Source organism: Bradyrhizobium sp. 155 (assembly GCF_023101105.1).
Classification (GTDB): Bacteria; Pseudomonadota; Alphaproteobacteria; order Rhizobiales; family Xanthobacteraceae; genus Bradyrhizobium; species Bradyrhizobium canariense_D.
Genome location: NZ_CP064704.1, coordinates 2,202,912 through 2,221,895, shown reverse-complemented (window position 1 = coordinate 2,221,895; position 18,984 = coordinate 2,202,912). Strand labels below are relative to the sequence as shown.

General features: G+C 63.7%; 19 protein-coding genes. 12 read left to right on the top strand and 7 right to left on the bottom strand.

Annotated elements, in window-relative coordinates; genetic code table 11:
* The first annotated feature begins 20 nt into the window (after positions 1-20).
* From IVA93_RS10725 to IVA93_RS10700, 6 genes are all read left to right on the top strand, one after another.
* Positions 21-509 (top strand): c-type cytochrome, methanol metabolism-related, encoded by a 489-nt coding sequence (locus IVA93_RS10725; RefSeq protein ID WP_007601366.1) that lies wholly within the window; start codon positions 21-23, stop codon positions 507-509.
* Between the two features lie 61 nt (positions 510-570).
* Positions 571-1,680 carry an S-(hydroxymethyl)glutathione dehydrogenase/class III alcohol dehydrogenase gene (locus IVA93_RS10720; protein ID WP_018460307.1) on the top strand — a complete coding sequence of 370 codons (1,110 nt, stop codon included), beginning with the start codon at positions 571-573 and terminating at the stop codon, positions 1,678-1,680.
* A gap of 33 nt (positions 1,681-1,713) precedes the next feature.
* Positions 1,714-2,277, top strand: coding sequence for an S-(hydroxymethyl)glutathione synthase (gene gfa / locus IVA93_RS10715; protein WP_018460308.1), 564 nt, complete (start codon positions 1,714-1,716; stop codon positions 2,275-2,277).
* Between the two features lie 642 nt (positions 2,278-2,919).
* Positions 2,920-3,372 carry a (2Fe-2S)-binding protein gene (locus IVA93_RS10710; RefSeq protein WP_007601363.1) on the top strand — a complete coding sequence of 151 codons (453 nt, stop codon included), beginning with the start codon at positions 2,920-2,922 and terminating at the stop codon, positions 3,370-3,372.
* A gap of 1 nt (position 3,373) precedes the next feature.
* The gene (locus IVA93_RS10705) at positions 3,374-5,686 is read left to right on the top strand and encodes a xanthine dehydrogenase family protein molybdopterin-binding subunit (protein WP_018460309.1); all 2,313 of its coding nucleotides are present in this window, start codon (positions 3,374-3,376) and stop codon (positions 5,684-5,686) included.
* A gap of 57 nt (positions 5,687-5,743) precedes the next feature.
* Positions 5,744-6,004: a hypothetical protein gene (locus tag IVA93_RS10700; RefSeq protein WP_018460310.1), complete on the top strand. Its 261-nt coding sequence runs from the start codon at positions 5,744-5,746 to the stop codon at positions 6,002-6,004.
* Positions 6,005-6,310: 306 nt separating this feature from the next.
* Here the strand turns inward: IVA93_RS10700 and IVA93_RS10695 are convergent, their stop codons facing one another.
* The 5 genes from IVA93_RS10695 to IVA93_RS10675 form a co-directional block, all read right to left on the bottom strand.
* Positions 6,311-8,038, bottom strand: coding sequence for a methanol/ethanol family PQQ-dependent dehydrogenase (locus tag IVA93_RS10695; RefSeq protein ID WP_018460311.1), 1,728 nt, complete (start codon positions 8,036-8,038; stop codon positions 6,311-6,313).
* Between the two features lie 116 nt (positions 8,039-8,154).
* Positions 8,155-8,808, bottom strand: coding sequence for a QcrA and Rieske domain-containing protein (locus IVA93_RS10690; protein WP_018460312.1), 654 nt, complete (start codon positions 8,806-8,808; stop codon positions 8,155-8,157).
* Between the two features lie 264 nt (positions 8,809-9,072).
* Positions 9,073-9,537: a group III truncated hemoglobin gene (locus tag IVA93_RS10685; protein ID WP_247295107.1), complete on the bottom strand. Its 465-nt coding sequence runs from the start codon at positions 9,535-9,537 to the stop codon at positions 9,073-9,075.
* A 139-nt stretch (positions 9,538-9,676) separates the two neighbouring features.
* Positions 9,677-10,528 (bottom strand): 3-hydroxybutyryl-CoA dehydrogenase, encoded by an 852-nt coding sequence (locus IVA93_RS10680; RefSeq protein ID WP_247789765.1) that lies wholly within the window; start codon positions 10,526-10,528, stop codon positions 9,677-9,679.
* 258 nt (positions 10,529-10,786) lie between these two features.
* Positions 10,787-12,265: an FAD-binding oxidoreductase gene (locus tag IVA93_RS10675; RefSeq protein ID WP_247453674.1), complete on the bottom strand. Its 1,479-nt coding sequence runs from the start codon at positions 12,263-12,265 to the stop codon at positions 10,787-10,789.
* A 222-nt stretch (positions 12,266-12,487) separates the two neighbouring features.
* On the opposite strand from IVA93_RS10675, the gene hisC reads away from it, so the two are divergent.
* Positions 12,488-13,540: a histidinol-phosphate transaminase gene (gene hisC / locus IVA93_RS10670; protein ID WP_026233999.1), complete on the top strand. Its 1,053-nt coding sequence runs from the start codon at positions 12,488-12,490 to the stop codon at positions 13,538-13,540.
* Between the two features lie 217 nt (positions 13,541-13,757).
* On the top strand, positions 13,758-14,456 hold the full coding sequence (locus IVA93_RS10665; RefSeq protein WP_018460318.1) for an ABC transporter permease: 699 nt from the start codon (positions 13,758-13,760) through the stop codon (positions 14,454-14,456).
* On the opposite strand, the gene IVA93_RS10660 is transcribed toward IVA93_RS10665, so the two are convergent.
* Positions 14,430-15,239 (bottom strand): ABC transporter substrate-binding protein, encoded by an 810-nt coding sequence (locus IVA93_RS10660; RefSeq protein WP_026234000.1) that lies wholly within the window; start codon positions 15,237-15,239, stop codon positions 14,430-14,432. The genes IVA93_RS10665 and IVA93_RS10660 overlap by 27 nt on opposite strands.
* Before the next feature lie 172 nt (positions 15,240-15,411).
* Here IVA93_RS10660 and IVA93_RS10655 point away from each other — a divergent pair, with 172 nt between their 5' ends.
* The 3 genes from IVA93_RS10655 to IVA93_RS10645 all read left to right on the top strand — a co-directional run bounded on the left by IVA93_RS10655 (position 15,412) and on the right by IVA93_RS10645 (position 17,385).
* The gene (locus tag IVA93_RS10655; RefSeq protein WP_018460320.1) at positions 15,412-15,696 is read left to right on the top strand and encodes a hypothetical protein; all 285 of its coding nucleotides are present in this window, start codon (positions 15,412-15,414) and stop codon (positions 15,694-15,696) included.
* A gap of 292 nt (positions 15,697-15,988) precedes the next feature.
* Positions 15,989-17,056: a hypothetical protein gene (locus IVA93_RS10650; RefSeq protein ID WP_157643161.1), complete on the top strand. Its 1,068-nt coding sequence runs from the start codon at positions 15,989-15,991 to the stop codon at positions 17,054-17,056.
* A 62-nt stretch (positions 17,057-17,118) separates the two neighbouring features.
* Positions 17,119-17,385, top strand: a complete 267-nt coding sequence (locus IVA93_RS10645; RefSeq protein ID WP_018460323.1) for a TonB-dependent receptor plug domain-containing protein — start codon at positions 17,119-17,121, stop codon at positions 17,383-17,385.
* 11 nt (positions 17,386-17,396) lie between these two features.
* Here IVA93_RS10645 and IVA93_RS10640 read toward each other — a convergent pair whose 3' ends face one another.
* Positions 17,397-18,713: an alpha/beta hydrolase gene (locus tag IVA93_RS10640; RefSeq protein WP_247789764.1), complete on the bottom strand. Its 1,317-nt coding sequence runs from the start codon at positions 18,711-18,713 to the stop codon at positions 17,397-17,399.
* On the opposite strand from IVA93_RS10640, the gene IVA93_RS10635 reads away from it, so the two are divergent.
* Positions 18,706-18,981 carry a hypothetical protein gene (locus IVA93_RS10635; protein ID WP_083926599.1) on the top strand — a complete coding sequence of 92 codons (276 nt, stop codon included), beginning with the start codon at positions 18,706-18,708 and terminating at the stop codon, positions 18,979-18,981. The genes IVA93_RS10640 and IVA93_RS10635 overlap by 8 nt on opposite strands.
* Positions 18,982-18,984: the final 3 nt, after the last annotated feature.

The following is an 18,984-nucleotide window of genomic DNA, read 5'->3' as shown; positions in this document are numbered from 1 at the left end:
TCTGCTCTGCCATTGCTGCGATGTTCTTGGTCGCGTCCGGGGGAATTGCCGTCGCTGACGGATCAGGTGACCCGACTGCCGTCAAGCAGAACGAAACCGGCGAATGGTCCGACAAGGAAGGCAACCCAACCTACAAGATCACCGACGGATCCGTCGACTGGTACACCTATTCCGGATACCGCCGCTATCACTCGGATTGCCATGTGTGTCACGGCCCGGACGGCATGGGCTCGACCTACGCCCCGGCGTTGAAGGATTCGCTGAAGACGATGAGCTATGCCGATTTTCTCGGCGTCGTCGCCTCCGGCCGCAAGAACATCTCGACTGCCGCAGAGAACGTGATGCCGGCCTTCGGCGATAACCCGAACGTCGCCTGCTACATGGACGATCTCTACGTCTACCTGCGCGCCCGCTCCAACGAGGCCTGGGGCCGCACAAGACCCGGCAAGCACGAGGACAAGAACGACGCCTATACCAAGAACGAAGATTCGTGCATGGGCAAGAAATGAACGTGCGGAGCCCGACCAGGACCTGGATCTGGGCGCCCTGCTGGAATTTAAGGAGCTTAAGATGAAGACACGTGCCGCCGTCGCTTTCGAAGCCAAGAAGCCGCTCGAGATCGTCGAAGTCGATCTGGAAGGACCAAAGGTCGGCGAAGTCCTGGTCGAGATCAAGGCGACGGGCATCTGCCATACCGACGCCTACACGCTCGACGGCTTCGACAGCGAGGGAATTTTCCCGTCGATCCTGGGCCATGAGGGCGCGGGCATCATCCGCGAGATCGGTGCTGGCGTGACCTCGGTGAAGCCGGGCGACCATGTCATCCCGCTCTACACGCCGGAATGCCGGCAATGCAAAAGCTGCCTCAGCCAGAAGACCAACCTCTGCACCGCGATCCGCGCGACGCAGGGCAAAGGCGTGATGCCCGATGGTACCAGCCGATTCTCCTACAAAGGCAAGCCGATCTACCACTACATGGGCTGCTCGACCTTCTCGAACTTCACCGTGCTGCCGGAGATCGCGGTCGCCAAGATCCGCGAGGACGCGCCGTTCGACAAGAGCTGCTACATCGGCTGCGGCGTCACCACGGGCGTCGGCGCCGTCGTTAACACCGCCAAGGTCGAGCCGGGCTCCAACGTGGTCGTGTTCGGCCTCGGCGGCATCGGCCTGAACGTGATCCAGGGCGCCAAGATGGCTGGCGCGGACAAGATCATCGGCGTCGACATCAACGACTCCAAGGAGGAATGGGGACGCCGGTTCGGCATGACCGACTTCGTCAATCCCAAGAAGATCACCGGCGACATCGTCCCGCATCTCGTGACCCTGACCGACGGCGGCGCCGACTATACCTTCGACTGCACCGGCAACACCACAGTGATGCGCCAGGCGCTGGAAGCCTGCCATCGCGGCTGGGGCACCTCGATCATCATCGGCGTTGCCGAATCCGGCAAGGAGATCGCGACCCGCCCGTTCCAGCTCGTCACCGGGCGAAACTGGCGCGGCACCGCCTTCGGCGGCGCGCGGGGCCGCACCGACGTGCCGAAGATCGTCGACTGGTACATGAACGGAAAGATCCAGATCGACCCGATGATTACCCACACGCTCAAGCTCGAAGACATTAACAAAGGCTTCGACCTGATGCATGAGGGCAAGTCCATCCGTTCAGTCGTCGTGTTCTAGCTCGAAAAGCGTCACCCCAAGGAGGATCGACCCATGACTGTTGCACTCCATCCCTCGATCGATAACGGCATCAAACAGGGCAGCGGCAGCTTCGCCGGCGGCACGCTCGCATGCAAATGCAAGGACCATCAGGTCAAGGTCGCCGTCAAGGGCGACGTCGCGCATAATCACGCCTGTGGCTGCACCAAGTGCTGGAAACCGCAGGGGGCGAATTTCTCCGTCGTCGCCGTGGTACCACGCCAGAACGTCACCGTGCTCGAGAACGGCGACAAGCTCCAGATCGTCGATCCATCGGCGACGATCCAGCGCTACGCCTGCAAGGCCTGCGGCACGCACATGTACGGCCGCATCGAGAACAAGGATCACCCGTTCTACGGCCTCGACTTCATCCACCCCGAACTGTTCCAGGAGCAGGGTTCGCAGGCGCCGCAATTCGCCGCCTTCGTCTCGTCGGTGATCGAATCGGGCGTGAAGCCGGAGCAGATGGGCGGAATACGGGCTCGGTTCAAGGAGCTTGGACTTGAGCCCTATGATTGCCTGTCGCCGGCGCTGATGGACGCGATCGCGACCCACGTGGCGAAAGCCAAGGCCGCTTAAGCAAAGGCCGCCTGAGCAAAGGTCGCCTGACGTTTGCCGCGCCCCGTCCGCTCGCGTTCCACCACCCCCAGCGAGCGGACGGAGCCGGCCCGGGACAATCGCGGCGATGCCGCCGCTTTTCAACTGCACTTGTGTGGGGACCGTCAACTCCCTCAGTCCTGGTCTCTGAATGACTGCGCAGGGCCGCCGGCTTCCGGCTTGAAGTCCGCGGCCTGCGTTTCTCCCTCCCTCGACTGAGGCATCCTGCTTCGTCCGCACAGGTCTTCTGGCGGACGAAGCTCTTTTTTTAGTGCGCCCATCTCGAGAGGCGCGCGGCGCGATGGGGCGCCCTGCTTTTGACAAACCTTCGTTGCAATCTTTTCCCGTCGAGAACAGCTGATTGGAAAACACTTGGCTGTGAACGCCAGACCGAAGCGATCCTGCTACGATCGCGTCGTGACGATGCCGCGCGAAATTCAATAATCAAGAACACGACGGGAGGTATCGAGCACATCCGGACATGACATTGGCATTCCTCTGAGTCCTGCCGGGATCTGCCCGCGCGGGAGGACGGCTGGAACGCGACGCCGCGCAGCGGGCGTTGCACCGACCGGCATCTGGAAAATCTGAAATCGGCAAGCTTATGAAGAGCGAGGGACGATCATGATCAAGGTGAAGATCAATGGCCAGGAACAGAGCTGGGACGGCGACCCGGATCTCCCGCTACTCTGGTTCCTGCGCGACGAGGCCGGGCTGACCGGCACCAAGTTCGGCTGTGGCCAGGCCCTGTGCGGCGCCTGCACCGTTATCGTCGACAAGGAAGCCGTGCGCGCCTGCATCACGTCGATCAACGACGTCGCCGGCCGCGAGATCACGACGATCGAGGGACTGCATCCGAACGGCGATCACCCGGTGCAGAAGGCCTGGCGTCAGGTCAACGTACCCCAGTGCGGCTTCTGCCAGGCGGGCCAGATCATGCAGGCGGCTGCGCTGCTGATGGACAACCCGAAGCCGTCGCACGACCAGATCCGCGAGGCGATGTCCGGCAACATCTGCCGCTGCGGCTGCTACCAGCGCATCGAGAATGCGGTCCATCTCGCATCGACGGGAGTGTGACATGAATTTCATCGACAACCCGAAGAAGCTTCGTGGCTTCGAGAAGAACATCAAGGTCGAGAAGGTTTCGCGCCGCAGCATCCTGAAGGGGCTCGGCATCACCGGCGGCTTTGTGCTCGCGGCGCCCGTGATGTCGCGCCAGGCGTTCGCCTACGAGACCGGCGCCGGCAAGATGCCGCACGGCGTCGTGGTCGATCCGCGCGTATTCGTCGCGGTCGCGCCCGACGGCACCGTCACCATCCTCGCCCACCGCGCCGAGATGGGAACGGGCGTGCGCACCAGCCTGCCGCTGATCGTGGCCGAGGAGATGGAAGCCGACTGGTCACGGGTCAAGGTGGAACAGGCCCATGGCGACGAGGTCAAGTTCGGCAACCAGGACACCGACGGCTCGCGCAGCACGCGGCATTATCTGATGCCGATGCGCCAGATCGGTGCCTCCGCCCGTACCATGCTTGAGCAGGCCGCCGCGAAACGCTGGGGTGTGCCGGCAACCGAGGTCAAGGCCGTCAATCACGAAGTCGTCCACAGCGCGACGAGCCGCAAGCTCGGGTTCGGCGAGCTCGCAGCCGACGCTGCCAAGGAGTCGGTCCCGAGCATCGAAGGGCTCAAGCTGAAGGACCCCAAGGACTTCCGCTATCTCGGCAAGGGCCAGATCGGCATCGTCGATCTCCATGACATCACCACCGGCAAAGCGCGTTACGGCGCCGACGTGCGGCTGCCTGGCATGAAGTATGCCGTGATCGCGCGCCCGCCGGTGACCGGCGGCAAGTTGGTCTCGTTCGATCCGGACGCGGCGTTGAAGGTCCCGGGTGTCGAGAAGGTGATGGAGGTGCGCGGCTGGCCATGGCCGTCGAAATTCCAGCCGCTCGGCGGCGTTGCCGTGATCGCGCGCAATACCGGCGCGGCGATCAAGGGTCGCGACGCGCTGAAGCTGACCTGGGACGATGGCGCCAACGGCAAATACGATTCCGTCGCCTACCGCAAGGAGCTCGAGGAGGCCTCGCGCAAGCCGGGCCTTGTGGTGCGCCAGGAAGGCGATGCCGAGGCTGCTCTGAAGGGCGCCGACAAGGTCGTCGTCGGCGAATATTATCTGCCGCATCTTGCTCATGTCAGCATGGAGCCGCCGGTGGCGGTCGCCGACGTCAAGGGTGACAAGGCGGAGATCTGGGCGCCGGTGCAAAGCCCGGGCGGTACGCGCGAGGACGTCGCGAAGACGCTCGGCATTCCCGAGGGCAATGTCACCGTCAACGTCACGCTGCTCGGCGGCGGTTTCGGCCGCAAGTCGAAATGCGACTTTGCGCTCGAGGCCGCGTTGCTGTCGAAGGAGCTCGGCGTACCCGTCAAGGTGCAGTGGACGCGCGAGGACGACGTCCGCCACGATTTCCTGCACACGGTCTCCGTGGAACGGATCGAGGCGGGGCTCGACAAGAGCGGCAAGGTGATCGCCTGGCGCCATCGCAGCGTGGCCCCGAGCATCGCCTCGACGTTCGCGGCGGGTGCAAAGCATGAGGCGCCCTTCGAGCTCGGCATGGGCCTCGTCGACATGCCGTTCGAGATCGCTAACATCTCCTGCGAGAACCCGGAAGCCGCGGCGTTCACCCGCATCGGCTGGTTCCGCTCGGTCTCGAACATCCCGCGCGCCTTCGCGGTCCAGTCGATGGTGGGCGAGATCGCCCATGCGACCGGCCGCGACCAGAAGGAGACGCTGCTCGCGCTGATCGGGAGCCCGCGCATCGTCAAGCCCGCCGTGAAGGACATGTGGAACTACGGCGAGCCCTTGGACAGCTATCCGATCGACACCGCGCGCCTGCGCAAGGTGGTCGAGCTGGTCGCCGAGAAGGGCGAATGGGGCCGTCAAGTGCCGAAGGGCCATGGCCTCGGCATCGCCGTGCACCGCAGCTTCGTCAGCTATATCGCGACCATCGTCGAGGTGGCCGTCGACGACAAGGGCAAGCTGACGGTGCCGCGGGTGGACACCGCCATCGACTGCGGCACCTATGTCAACCCCGAGCGCATCGCCTCCCAGATCGAGGGCGCGGCGATCATGGGGCTCAGTCTCGCCAAATACGGCGAGATCACCTTCAAGGACGGCAAGGTGCAGCAGAAGAACTTCGACGACTTCCAGGTCCTCAGGATCGACGAATCCCCTGCGGTGACCAACGTCTACATCGTGCCGCCAGGACCCGACACGCCGCCGAGCGGCGCGGGCGAGCCTGGCGTCCCGCCATTCGCGCCGGCGCTGATGAACGCCATCTTCGCCGCGACCGGAAAGCGCATCCGCAGCCTTCCGCTCGGCAAGCAATTGGAAGCGTAAAGGCGGGAACACAAGGCGGCCTCGCGCCGTTTGCATCGATCTGACAGGAGCAGATCGATGACCCATATCCCAAAGGCGCTCGCAGTCTCGTTGCTGTCGAGCGCCTTTCTTTTGACGGCCACTGGCGCATACGCCCAGAGCAACACCACGCCGCCGACAACGGCGACGCGCCCCAGCACGCCGGACCAGAACTCGCTGCCCAACGCCAATGCCACGCCGCCCTCGACCACCCAGACTACCGGGCAGCACAATCCCGATCCCAAGGTTCGCGAGATGAACCAGAAGGAAAAGGACAAGGTCGAGCGCGAGGGGAAGTAGCGATCTGAGCATCGGCGTTTTGACATCGCGATTATCGGCTCTACTTCTTCGCCGAAGCGCATCGATGTGCCCTCTTTCCTTGCGGGAGAGGGCAGCGACGCCAGTTGCCACGATCACGCGTGGGTGGGGGGTATGCCTGCGCGGGTCCGCACATTGAGACGCGCGGATAGAACCCCTCATCCGGCGCTTCGCGCCACCTTCTCCCGCAGGGGAAGAAGGGACAACGCCCACGCAAAATGCGGCGGACGTTACCGTCCGCCGCATTTGCCCCCTGACACTCCGCTTCTTTCGATCCGCCAGCGGGGCCTATTTCTTCAGCGCGAACACCCAGATCACGCCGCCCTGCGGCACGTTGGCTTCGATGCCGATATTGTTGGTCACGAGGGCATCCTGGATGCGCTGCGCATCCACGCCCCATCCCGACTGGATCGCGATGTATTGCGTACCGTCGATCTCATAGGACACCGGCATGCCCATGATACCGGAGTTGGTCTTCTGCTCCCACAGCAGCTCGCCACTCTTGGCGTTGAAGGCGCGGAAGTTGCGGTCGTTGGTGCCGCCCACGAAGACGAGATCGCCCGCGGTCGCCGTCACCGATCCGAACAGCTGCGATTTCGGGAAGTTGTGTTGCCACATCTTCTTGCCCGTAACGGGGTCCCAGGCCTGGAGCTCGCCGAAATGATCCGCCCCGGGCTTCGTCTTCAGCCCGATGTCCTCCGGCTTGGTGCCGAGCCAGAGTTCGCCGGGCTTGAGCGGAACCTTCTCGCCGGTGAACCCGCCGCAGAAATTCTCGTTGGCGGGCACGTAGACGAGGCCGGTCTTCTGGCTGTAGGCCGCCGAGGGCCAATCCTTGCCGCCCCACAGCGACGGACAGAACTCCACGCGCTTGCCGACCATCGGCTTGTGCGCGGGATCGACGATCGGCCTGCCACTCTCGGCGTCGATGCCCTTCCAGACGTCGGTGGAGACGAACGGCCAACCGGCGACGTAGTTGATCTTGGTCGGCGTGCGCTCGAGTATCCAGAAGATCGCATCGCGTCCCGGATGGACCAGACTCTTGATGTTGCGACCGTCGCGTTGCAGGTCGATCAACATCGGCGCTTCGACCTCATCCCAATCCCAGGAATCGTTCTGGTGATACTGATGATAGGTCTTGATCTTGCCGGTGTTCGGATCGAGCGCGAGCACCGACGAGGTATAGAGATTGTCGCCCGGATGCATCTCGCCGGGCCAGGGCGCGGCGTTGCCTACGCCCCAATAGATCGTCTTGGTGTCCTTGTCGTAATTGCCGGTCATCCAGGCCGAGCCGCCGCCGTTCTTCCAGTCCTCGCCCTGCCAGGTGTCGTGGCCGGGTTCGCCTTCGCCCGGAATCGTATAGGTCCGCCAGAGCTCCTTGCCGTCCTTGGCGTCATAGGCGGCGACATAGCCGCGCACGCCGAACTCGCCGCCGGAGCCGCCCACGATGACCTTGCCGTCGACGATCAGCGGCATAAGGGTCATGTACTGGCCCTTCTTGTAATCCTGAACCTTGGTGTCCCACACCACCTTGCCGGTCTTGGCGTCGAGCGCGACGACATGGTCGTCGGTAGTGGCCAGATAGAGCTTGTCCTCCCAGAGGCCGACGCCGCGACTGGTCGGATGCAACTGGAACAGGTCGTCGGGGAGCTGCCGCTTGTAGCGCCAATATTCGTCGCCGGTCTTGGCGTTCAGCGCGATCACCTGGCCCATCGGGGTCGCCACGAACATCACGCCGTTGTTGACGATCGGCGGCGCCTCGTGACCTTCGACCACGCCGGTCGCGAAAGTCCAGACCGGGGTGAGGTTCTTCACATTCGAGGTGTTGATCTGGTCGAGTGGGCTGTAGCCCTGCCCGTCATAGGTCCGCCGGTAAAGCATCCAGTTGGCGGGCTCCGGGTTTTCCAACCGCTGCGCGGTAACCGGCGCGTAGTTCTCGATCGGGCCTGACATGGCGGCGGTCGATGCAAGACACGTGAAGGCGACAAAGCCGGACAGTAACCATTGCTTCCTGGTCATGGACGTTCCCCTTTTATATCCGTTTGAATTCTTGTTTTGAATTCTTGTCGTTCGTCCCGTCGTCCGCCCATCGGCGGATGCGGCCTCTCGTGACGCGGGCACAACCCGCACGCCCATCATCCCGGCTGCGCGCCACCTACCTTTCCGATGAAGTTCCCGGCGACGCTGAGCGAGCCGTCAGCCAGCGCCAGCGGCAGCGCAGCGAGCCGTCGCGGCGCCGGCCCGAACACGACCTGCGCGCCCGCGCGAGGATCGTATTCGGAGTTGTGGCACATGCATTTGAGCACTTCCTTGTCGCCGACATCGCTCTTCACCCAGGCCGTGACAGGACAGCCGGCATGCGAGCAGATTGCCGAATAGGCGAGGATGCCGTCGACAGCGCGCGCTTTCGTCTGCTCGTCGAGCTCGGTGGGGTCAAGGCGGATGATCAGAATCTCATTGAGGCGCGAGGCGCTGCGCACGACCGATGTCTTCGGATCTTTCGGCCAGGCATGCACCGGCGGTCCGCCGGCCGACAGAGCGGCCGCGGTGACGGGCTTTCCCTCCTGATCGCCTTCGGAGAACACGAGCAGATCGCCCTTCTGAGGCCGTTCGTCGGAGCCGGGCGCATCCTCGCCCGCGTGGACCTGCGTGGAACAGGCGAGGCACGCCGTGGTGGCCAGCGCATTCATCAACAGCGCCCGCCGGGTTTGCTCCGTGCAGGCGTCAGCGTCGGATTCCGCTGTGTTGTCGGAGGATGAAGAGGATGTGTTGAACGATGCACGCGACATGCCCGCAAGCAGGCGCTGGAACTCTGCCGAAAAAAAGGCAAAGATTTTTTCCCGCAGTGCATCACATGGTTATGCTCGCACTGATTGAACGAGAACACGCGCATTTACGCGCATTTTTCTAATTGCAACGTCACGCTACGCGACCGGCATGATGATTTTGCAGATCAGATCAATGCTGCCGGTATTGGTGCAATGCGCCGACGCTCGGCGCCATCGTAGCGCCATCAGCGCGGCTGCGCATTTCTCAGGCAGGCGTTTTGTGTTCTAGGAGCGGAGCACGTGACGCGGCGCAGCGATGCGTCCGGCCAACGTTGCCGACGCCATCTCAAAACTGTCGGCGATGCGGCGCGCCCTGTCGATGAAGAGCGCGGCTGCCGGCGGCGGGCAGACCTCGCGTGCCGTCTGTTCGAACAAATCGAGCCAGCGGTCGAAATGATCCCCGATCAGGTTCAGTGGCATATGCGCCCGCATCGGTGAACCATGGTAGCGGCCGCTCATCAGCACGACCGACGACCAGAAATCCCGGAGCTTGGCCAGATGCTCGTCCCAATTCTGCACGTTCGCGAACACCGGCCCCAGCAGCTCATCCTCGCGGATGCGCCCGTAGAAGCGGGTCACGAGTTCCCCGATCATCTCTTCGGTGATCCCCGTGCGCTCGATTGCATCCTGGGTCAGCAAATTCCGCCGCGCGGTCGCAGCCTCGCGCTCGGCCTTCAGTCGATCCGACATGTCCCTTGTTATCCGTTCCGTTGTTCCCGCACGGCGCCCGTTCGACATTGTCGGGCCGATTGCGCGCGGCGTCTTTGTCGCAGCGCAAATCGCGGGGTCTGGCGGCGAGCACACTCAACGCCCGCCGCCCGCGCCGTTGTCAGGCGCTGTAGGTATAAAAGCCCTGCCCCGTCTTGCGGCCGAGATGGCCGGCATCGACCATTTCCTTGAGCAAGGGGGCCGGACGGTATTTGGGGTCGTTGAAGCCTTTGTAAAAGACCTCCATCACCGACAACATGGTGTCGAGCCCGACGAGATCGGCGAGCGCCAACGGGCCGATCGGATGGTTGCAGCCGAGCTTCATGCCGGCATCGATCTCTTCCGCCGTCGCAATCCCCTCCTGCAGCGCGAAGATCGCCTCGTTGATCATCGGACAAAGGATGCGGTTGACGGCAAAGCCCGGGCTGTTCTTGGCCGTGATCGCCACCTTGCCGACGCGCTTGGCCAAATCGAGCGCCTTGGCGTGGGTGTCGTCGGAGGTCTGCAAGCCGCGGATGAGCTCCAGCAGCGCCATAACTGGAACCGGATTGAAGAAGTGCATGCCGATGAATCGGTCGGGACGGTCGGTCGCCGCGGCGAGCTTCGTGATCGAGATCGACGAGGTGTTCGTGGCGAGCAGCGTGCGTGGCGACAGCGTCGCACAGAGATCCTTCAGGATCTTGACCTTGAGTTCCTCGTTCTCGGTCGCGGCCTCGATGACGAGATCGCAATCGACGAGCTTGGCGCGGTCGGTGGTGCCGGTGATGCGCTTGAGCGTGGCGTCGCGATCGCCCGCCGACATCTTCTCCTTCTTGACCAGGCGCTCGAGGCTGACGCCAACCGTCGAAATCCCGCGGTTCACCGCCGCATCGGAAATATCGACCATCACGACCGAAAGCCCGGCCGCGGCACAGATCTGCGCGATGCCGTTCCCCATGGTGCCTGCCCCGATGATGCCAACGCTTTGGATCATTGCCTCAAATCCTTCATCCTTGCGGACGTGCCATGCCGGCCCGCCCCTTTGTTCCTGCATCAGGGTCTAGCACCGCCCCCGGGCGGGTGCGACCTGATCCTGTCCCTTCCTTAAAGCATCCAAGGCGGGAATAAAGCCGCCTTTCGGCCGCCACACGGCATGATTTGACGCCCCCGGCTGTTTGGCCCGGCCTATCCGCGGCATCCGTCTCCGTGAGCGCCGAGCGTTCGGGAGCACCGGGCTTGAGGTGGGCACAGCTCAACCGAGACGAAGCACCTTGCCCGGATTCATGATGTTCTTGGGATCGAGCGCCCGCTTGATCGTGCGCATGATGTCGAGCTCGGTCCGGGAACGGTAGTGCTGGAGCTCGTCGAGCTTTTCGATGCCGATGCCATGTTCCGCCGAGATCGAGCCGCCCATGAAGGTGACGAGGTCGTTGACGGCCCGTGTGATCGCCGCGGAATATTGGGAGAGCGTATCGCGGTCCATGCCCTTCGGGCCCATGAAGGAGAAGTGCACATTGCCGTCTCCGATGTGGCCGAGCGGATAGGGGCGGATCGCCGGCAGGATTGCGAGTACGGCCTCGAGACCGCTGTCGATGAACTCGGGAATCCTGGAGACCGCGACCGACACGTCGTAGCTCAAGCCCGGACCTTCGGTGCGCGATGCCTCGGCCACGCTCTCGCGAATCCGCCACATGTTGCGCGACTGCGCTTCGGTTTGCGCGATCACCGCATCCAGCACCCGGCCCGTCTCGAGTTGGTCGGCCAAGAACTGCTCCATCCTGTCCGACATGCCCGTGCCTCCGTCCTGCCGTGGCCGTGCCGATGACCATTCGAGAAGGAGATACCATTCCGTCTCAGCCTTGAGGGGATCCTGGGTGCCGGGAATGTGGCGCAGCACCATGTCGGTGCACGCACGGCTGATGAGCTCACAGGAGCCGACATTGTCATCGGAAGCGGCATGCGCCTCCGACAGAAGGTCGATGGCTGCCTTGGGATCGCGAATTGCGAGCCATGCCGTGCACACGTCTTTCGGCGCCGGCCAGAGTTTCAGCACCGCCTTGGTGATGATGCCGAGCGTCCCTTCGGCGCCCATGAACAGATGCTTGAGGTCATAGCCGGTGTTGTCCTTCTTGAGTGCGCGCAGGCCGTCCCAGATATCGCCGTTAGCCAGCACGACCTCGAGACCCAACACCAGATTTCGCGCATTGCCATAACGCAGCACCTGCACGCCGCCGGCATTGGTGGACAGATTACCTCCGATCATGCACGAGCCCTGAGCACCGAGGCTGAGCGGAAAGAGGCGGTCGTGGCGCGCGGCTGTGTCCTGAAGCGTCTCGAGGATGCAGCCCGCCTCCACAGTCATAGCATAGCCGACGGCATCGATATTCAGCACCTGGTTCATGCGACCAAGCGACAGCACGATGCCGCGGTGCATGGGCCACGGCGTGGCACCGCCCATCAGGCCGGTGTTGCCACCTTGCGGAACGATGGCAATGCCGTTGTCGTAGCAGAGCTTGACGACAGCGGAGACTTCCGCGGTGATGGCCGGACGCACGATCGCCGCGGCCTGCCCCGCCAGCGTGCCGCGCCAGTCGGTCACGAAGGGCAGCTTGTCCTGCTCGTCCACGATCAGGCCTTTGTCGCCGACGATGGCCCGCAAGCGGTCGAGAACGGCTGACGTCACCGGCGCGCTCGGAATCGAGGGGGCGGTGGGAAGGGCTGCACCCGGCATGTGTTCCTCTCTTTTCGGCCGTTGCGCGCCTTGGGGCGCGCCGGCCTTCGTTCTTTTTCATTCTGGGCGGTGGTGCAATGACCCTAGCATAGGGGTCGCGCTTGCGGGAACGTCTCCGGCAGTAAGCCTCGTGCGGATTTGCCTGCAATGCTGAACGCAGGCGCACTTCCACCGGGCTCCCGCATACCCTACTGTGCCCCGATCAAATTCGGATTGGAGCTCATGAGCCGTTTCTGGAGTCCAGTCGTCCACACGCTTTCGCCCTATGTCCCCGGCGAGCAGACCAAGCAGGACGGCATCGTCAAGCTCAATACCAACGAGAATCCCTACCCGCCCTCGCCGCGCGTGCTGGCGGCGATCGCATCGGCCGCGGAGCGGCTGCGCCTTTATCCCGATCCGCGCGCAACGCGCCTGCGCGAGGCCATCGCGGCCCATTGCGATGTGGCGCCCGAGCAAGTGTTCGTCGGCAACGGCTCCGACGAGGTGCTGGCCCACACCTTCCAGGCACTTCTGAAGCACGAACCACCGCTTCTATTCCCCGACGTCACCTACAGCTTCTACCCTGTCTATTGCGGCCTCTATGGAATAACGCATGACGAGGTGCCGCTCGATGCTGCGATGAGGATCGATATCTCCGACTACAGGCGACCATCGAGCGCCATCCTGCTCTGCAATCCGAACGCTCCTACCGGCATCGCCCTTCAGCGCGACGCCATCGCATGGCTGCTGGCCGAACAGCCGGACCGGCTGGTGGTGGTGGACGAGGCCTATGTCGATTTCGGCGCCGAGAGCGCCGTGCCGCTGGTTGCACGCCACGACAATCTGCTGGTTATCCAGACTTTCTCGAAGTCGCGCTCGCTCGCTGGCCTGCGAGTTGGTTTTGCCATCGGCCAACGACCGCTGATCGAAGCGCTGGAACGGGTGAAGGACAGCTTCAACTCCTATCCGCTCGATTGCCTCGCGATCGCCGGCGCCGTCGCCGCGATCGAGGACGACGGCTGGTTCCGAGACACCCGTGCCCGTATCATCGCAAGCCGCGAAACCTTGGCCCGCGATCTCAGACAACTCGGCTTCGATGTGCTGCCGTCGCTCGCCAACTTCGTTTTCGCGCGCCATCGAAGCCGGAGCGGAGCAGATCTCGCGGCAGCGCTTCGCCAGCGTGGCGTTCTGGTCCGGCATTTCGGAAAGCCGCGCATCGAGGACTTTCTGCGCATCACGATCGGAACGGAGGCCGAGTGTGCCCGGCTCGTTGAAGTGCTGCGCGGCTTGATCTGAGCCCCGACCGTCCCCGCATCGGGCAAAAGATGAGGCCGAACGCCACCTCGTACCCATGCCGCGCAAGGCTTTGATTTCCGGTCAAATTCGGGTTACCAAACCGCTCCGCCGCTGCCTTGCACGACGCTGCCCTCAGGGAAATATACGTGAATCACCCCCGCAGTCCCGAAATCGGCGCACCCGAGGCATCGTGGCGGGCGCCGAAGCTCGGGCACGGATGAACGACTTCGCGCGATCCATCGGCGCCGCATTCACACTGATCGGCGAGGCCGACGCAGAGCTTTTGGGCATCGTCGGGCTGTCGGTGCGCGTCAGCCTGACTGCCAGCATCCTCGCGCTTCTGATCGGGGCGCCGTTCGGGGCGCTGCTTGCGATCACCCGGTTCCGTGGGCGGCAGGTCATCATCGTCCTGACCAATGCCTTGCTTGGCCTTCCGCCGGTCGTGGTCGGGCTCGCGCTCTATCTTCTGCTGTCGCGCTCGGGCCCGCTCGGGGCCGCCGGCCTGTTGTTCACGCCGGCGGCCATGGTGGTCGCGCAGACGCTGCTCGCCACACCGATCGTGGTCGCACTGGTGCACCGGCCGGCGAGCCTGCTGTGGGCGGAGTATGGCGACCTCGCACGTATCGACGGGCTGTCAACGCTACGCAGCATCGGCTTGCTGTTCGCGCTGGGCCGGACCTCGCTGCTGACGGCCTTTCTCGCAGCCTTCGGGCGCGCGATCGCCGAGGTCGGCGCCATCCTCATCGTCGGTGGCAATATTCGCGGTTTCACGCGCACGATGACGACCGCGATCGCGCTGGAGACCAGCAAGGGCGACCTGCCGCTGGCGCTCGGGCTCGGGCTGATCCTGCTCGCACTCAGCGTCGCAGTGTCGACCGTCGCCTTCCTGCTAGTGGGACGCGTTGGGGAAAAATAGCTGCTCGCCCCCGACCTTGTAGCCCGCGATGGCCTCCTGCCCCCCAGGAGAGATCAGCCAGTCGACGAAGGCCTGCCCGTCCCGCGCCTTCACGTTCGAATGCTTGGCCGGATTGACCAGCATGACGCCGTACTGGTTGAACAGCCGCTTGTCGCCTTCGGTGAGGACGGCAAGGTCGCCGCGGTTCTTGAATGACAACCAGGTGCCGCGGTCCGACAGCAGATAGGCGTTCGACGACGACGCCATGTTCAGTGCTGGACCCATGCCCTGGCCAATCTCGCGATACCAGCCGTCCTTGGCGGCACCGAGGTCGATGCCTGCCTCCTTCCACAGCCGCAGTTCGGCCGCGTGCGTGCCGGACTTGTCGCCGCGCGAGATGAACGGCGCCTTCACGGCCGCGATCTTGCGCAGCGCCTCGGCCACATCCTTGCCGCCGGCGATCTTGGCGGGATCGCTCTTCGGCCCGACAATGACGAAGTCGTTGTACATGACGTCGAAGCGCTTCACGCCCTCGCCTTCGGACATGAACTTGTCTTCGGCAGGCCTGTCATGGACGAACACGACATCTGCATCGCCGCGCCGCCCGATGTCGAGCGCCTGACCCGTACCGACGGCAACGACCTTCACGTCAACGTCTCTGGCCTTCGAGAACAGCGGCAGCAAGTAACCGAACAGCCCCGACTGTTCCGTCGACGTCGTCGAGGCCACAGTAATGGTGCGCTCCTGTGCGAACGCGATGGTGGACCAGAGCAGAACCGCTCCGAGAGTCATTATCCTTTTCATGCCTCGTCCTTACACAAGATGCTCGATGTTCCAAACTTTACCGTCGATAGAGCTGTACAGGGAACCTCGACAGCGCCGCAATGCGCTTGGTCATGAGCCTCGCGGCGCTCCTAAGTGAGGAACGTCCGCTCCGCGCGCAAGTTGTCGTCAAGGCAACCCAGGAGGAAACCAGATGAAGAAGATCATTTTGGCATCCGCGTGCATCATGGCGCTGGCGACCGGCGGCGCCTTTGCGCAGACACAACCCGCCCCAGGCGCATCCGGCCAGGGCGACGTTGGCCCTTCGTCGCGGGGCCCCGCGACCAAGGGCATGACAACCGGCGCGTCGTCGAACATGCAGAACGAGGCCGCCGACAGCAAGGGCAAGCAGACCCCGTCGGCCGGCGGCAGCAACACCAATAACATGGGCAGCCAGGCCGGCGGCGGCGCTGGCTCCGGCTCCGGCGCCGGAAAGTAGGCCGGTATCGATCGAAAATCCTGGAGAGGGGCGATCGTCCCCTCTCCAGAACCTTTGTGCCGTCAAAGCTTGTCGATGTCATGTGCGAAGGTGTTGGTGTCGAACGAAGCGTATTGGCGGGGCTGCACCTTGGTTACAGTCACGCCGGCTAAATCGCAGCCGCGCGCCCTGAAGGCGTGGATGTTCTGCAATTGGTCCTACCTACATTGACATCAGTGTGACAGCCGGGGATTTTTACATTGCTGGCGAATCAGCGATGGCCTCAAGCCGAGTACCTCTTGGACAACTCCCAGTGCTTTCGAGACTGATATCGTTGCTGCGCCGCATCGCCGCGGTGAAATGGGCGTTCACCCGGCTTCGCCCCGCGCCGCACGGTGGCAGCATCGACGTCACGCCTGACGCAGTAGACGCCTCACCCGCCATTGTTGCAGAAATTGCAGATACGGCTCCGGCTCTCGACACCAGCATCAACGCGGATACGTCGCACTGCGACGTCCCGGTCGCGGCTTCAGCCGCCGAAGACAACACCTCCAGCCCTGTCATCGCGGAGAGCCCGTCGGAAACGCCAGCCGATGTCAGCGGCAGCGACGATTCATCCCAGGAGACGCCGACGGAAGTCGAGCCGATCGTCGTGGAAGTTTCGGTCGCGACTATCGACGTCGTGCGCGAAGCGGTCGACGTCCCCGAACTCATCATCAACAGCGATCCAACTTCCGAACTTTCGGCCGACGTTGAGCCCGTTGTGGCGGAGAAGGCCTCTTCTGTCGATGTCGAGGTCGTCACGGTTGACGCCATCGCTCTGGTCGTCGACGTGGATACTTCCTCGACTCTCGACGACACGTGTGTCGCGTTCGCCGATCGCGACATCTCGCCGGAGCATGTCCCTGAGGATAGCATCGAGAGCGATCCTTCCCCCGGCGCCGCGGAAGACTCCACCGAGACGCTCGGCGTCGTCACAACTATCGAGCCAGCTCCGGCCCTCGTGTCTCCGGCTCCGGAGATCCCGTATGCACCGAAAGCTCGCGTGAGAGCCGCAGAGCCCGCCGACCGCGCCGCGCTAATCCGGCAGCGCTGGGCGGAGACCGGGATCAGGATGTGGAATCCCCGCCTCCACGGCGCCGATGATGCCACGCTGAACATCCAGGGCAGCGTCGGGCTGCTGCCGCCCGCGCCCGGCGAGACGATGCCGCGCTACGACAAGCTGGAATTCCGGATGCTCGGCGGACAGATCGTCTGCGAAGGCGTGATTGTCGAAGCCCCCGCGCATGCAAGCCAGCGCAGTTTTACACGGCTCGCCGAGCCGGGGAAACCCGATCCGGTCCGCGAATTAATGCGGGAACGCCAGGCCGCTCTCGCCTGACCCTTTATTCCAGTGACGAGCAGCCCATATGCTAGGCTAACGCCCTGAATTTGGGAGATCGCATGCCCGCAAGATCGTTGCGACTGGTCGTGATTGTCGTCCTCTGCGTCTCGCAAGGAGCCTTCGCCGCATCCAGTAAACGCCATGCGCCCACGACCGATCAGGCCTCACCCTACAAGGCCGACCGCCTCTCCTTTTCGCGCGGAGAGACGATCCTCAACACGCCCGGCCAGACCACCGTGCTGACGCGAGAGGTCCTCGACGACAAGAACGCGACGAGCCTCAAGGACGCCATGCGCTCGACCGCCGGCGTGACGATCGGGCGCTAGGCTACTTTCGCTCAGGGGATAGGATAGCCCTTCCAGACCCACTCCAGCGCCGACGGCAGCGTCTGCGCGATCGTGGGACGGTCGACGTGCTTGGCGTTGCGGACGAACAGAAACTGATAGTGGTAGCCCTTCTCCGCGAGCACCTTGGCCATCAGCGCGTTGGAGAGGGTCCAGTCGTGCATGCCATCGGGAATGGTGGGGTTCGGATAGAACAGGTCCTGGTCGCCGCCGAAGAACCAGAACCGGATCGGCTTGGTCGGCGCGGCGACGATCAGCGGCAGGCCGGGCGGCTCGGCCGGCGTGAGCACGCCCGCCTTGGAGATGAGATGGGGTGTGGCTGGCCCCGTCCATGCGCTGTGATACTCCCAGGCACCGCCGCGCAGCGACGGGTCGTGCGGCCATTGCTGGTTGACCATGGTCGGCGAGAACGCCAGCACGCGGTGATAGAGATCCGGATAGAACCACGCCATGGTGAAGGCGGCCACACCGCTCGAACTCAGCCCCATGGTCGCACGCCCATCGGGATTTCTGGTCAGCTTGACATCGGCGTTCTTTTCGACCAGCGGCAGCACTTCACGCTCGACGAACTGCGCGTAGGCACCTGACACCGCGTCATATTCGCGGCCACGCTGACTGCCCTGCGCGTCCTGCCCGCCATTGCCGATCTGAATCGCGATCATCGGCGGCACGCGGCGCTGCGCGATCAGATTGTCGAGCGTGACGGCGAGGTCCTTGCAGGCGTTGGAGCCGCCGTCGCCGACCACGATGAACGGCGCCTCGCTGCCGCGCACATATTGCGCCGGCACATAGACGTCGATGGTGCGCGACCAGACGCCGGGATGGCTGGTGGTGACGATCATGTGCGACTTGTCGTCCGGCGCCGTGACGGTCGTCATGATCGAGGAATTGGTGCAGCCGGCGGCGTCATCGCGGATCAGGCCAGGATTGTAGATGGTGCTCTCCTTCGACGACAGCGTGAAGGACTTTGTCGTCCCACGCGGCACGCCCTCCTTCGCGATCGTCTCCGGCGCAGGATTGTGGGTGGGACCGATGATGAAATTGCCCTCGGCACCCGGTGGCGGCAGCGTTCCGTCAGGAAGCTCTGTGGCGCGTGGATAATTGGGATTGGATGGATCGCGCGTCGGAGGCGCCGTCTTGAAGTCAAGACCCGTCGTATCAATGAAGAACGGGCCCGCCTTGTCGGTGGTGTTGGCCCCAGGCGGCACGGCCATGTTCTGGGTGACGCAGGCCGGCTGCGAGAAGGCAATCGAAGTGAAGGAGACGACGGAAATCAGCGTCCCCGCAAGGACGGAGAATGATTTGGTCATTTCAGCTCCCGATACCGACGAGTCTTTCTGGCTCGCCTTGGCGCAAAGTATGACGAGCCGACTGTGCGCGGTCAAACCTCAGCCGGCCGCGTTGCGGCTATGGCCGCCATGCTCAAAACGGGCAGGCACGGTTACTCCAGGCCGGCTGGGATGCGACTTCATCCAGGGCTACTACTTCGCAAAGCCCATGCACGGCGACGCGATCGACGAGTATCTCGCAAAGGAACGCCAGCGCCTCGGCAGCGCCGAAGCCAGGGTCGTGGCCTAAGTC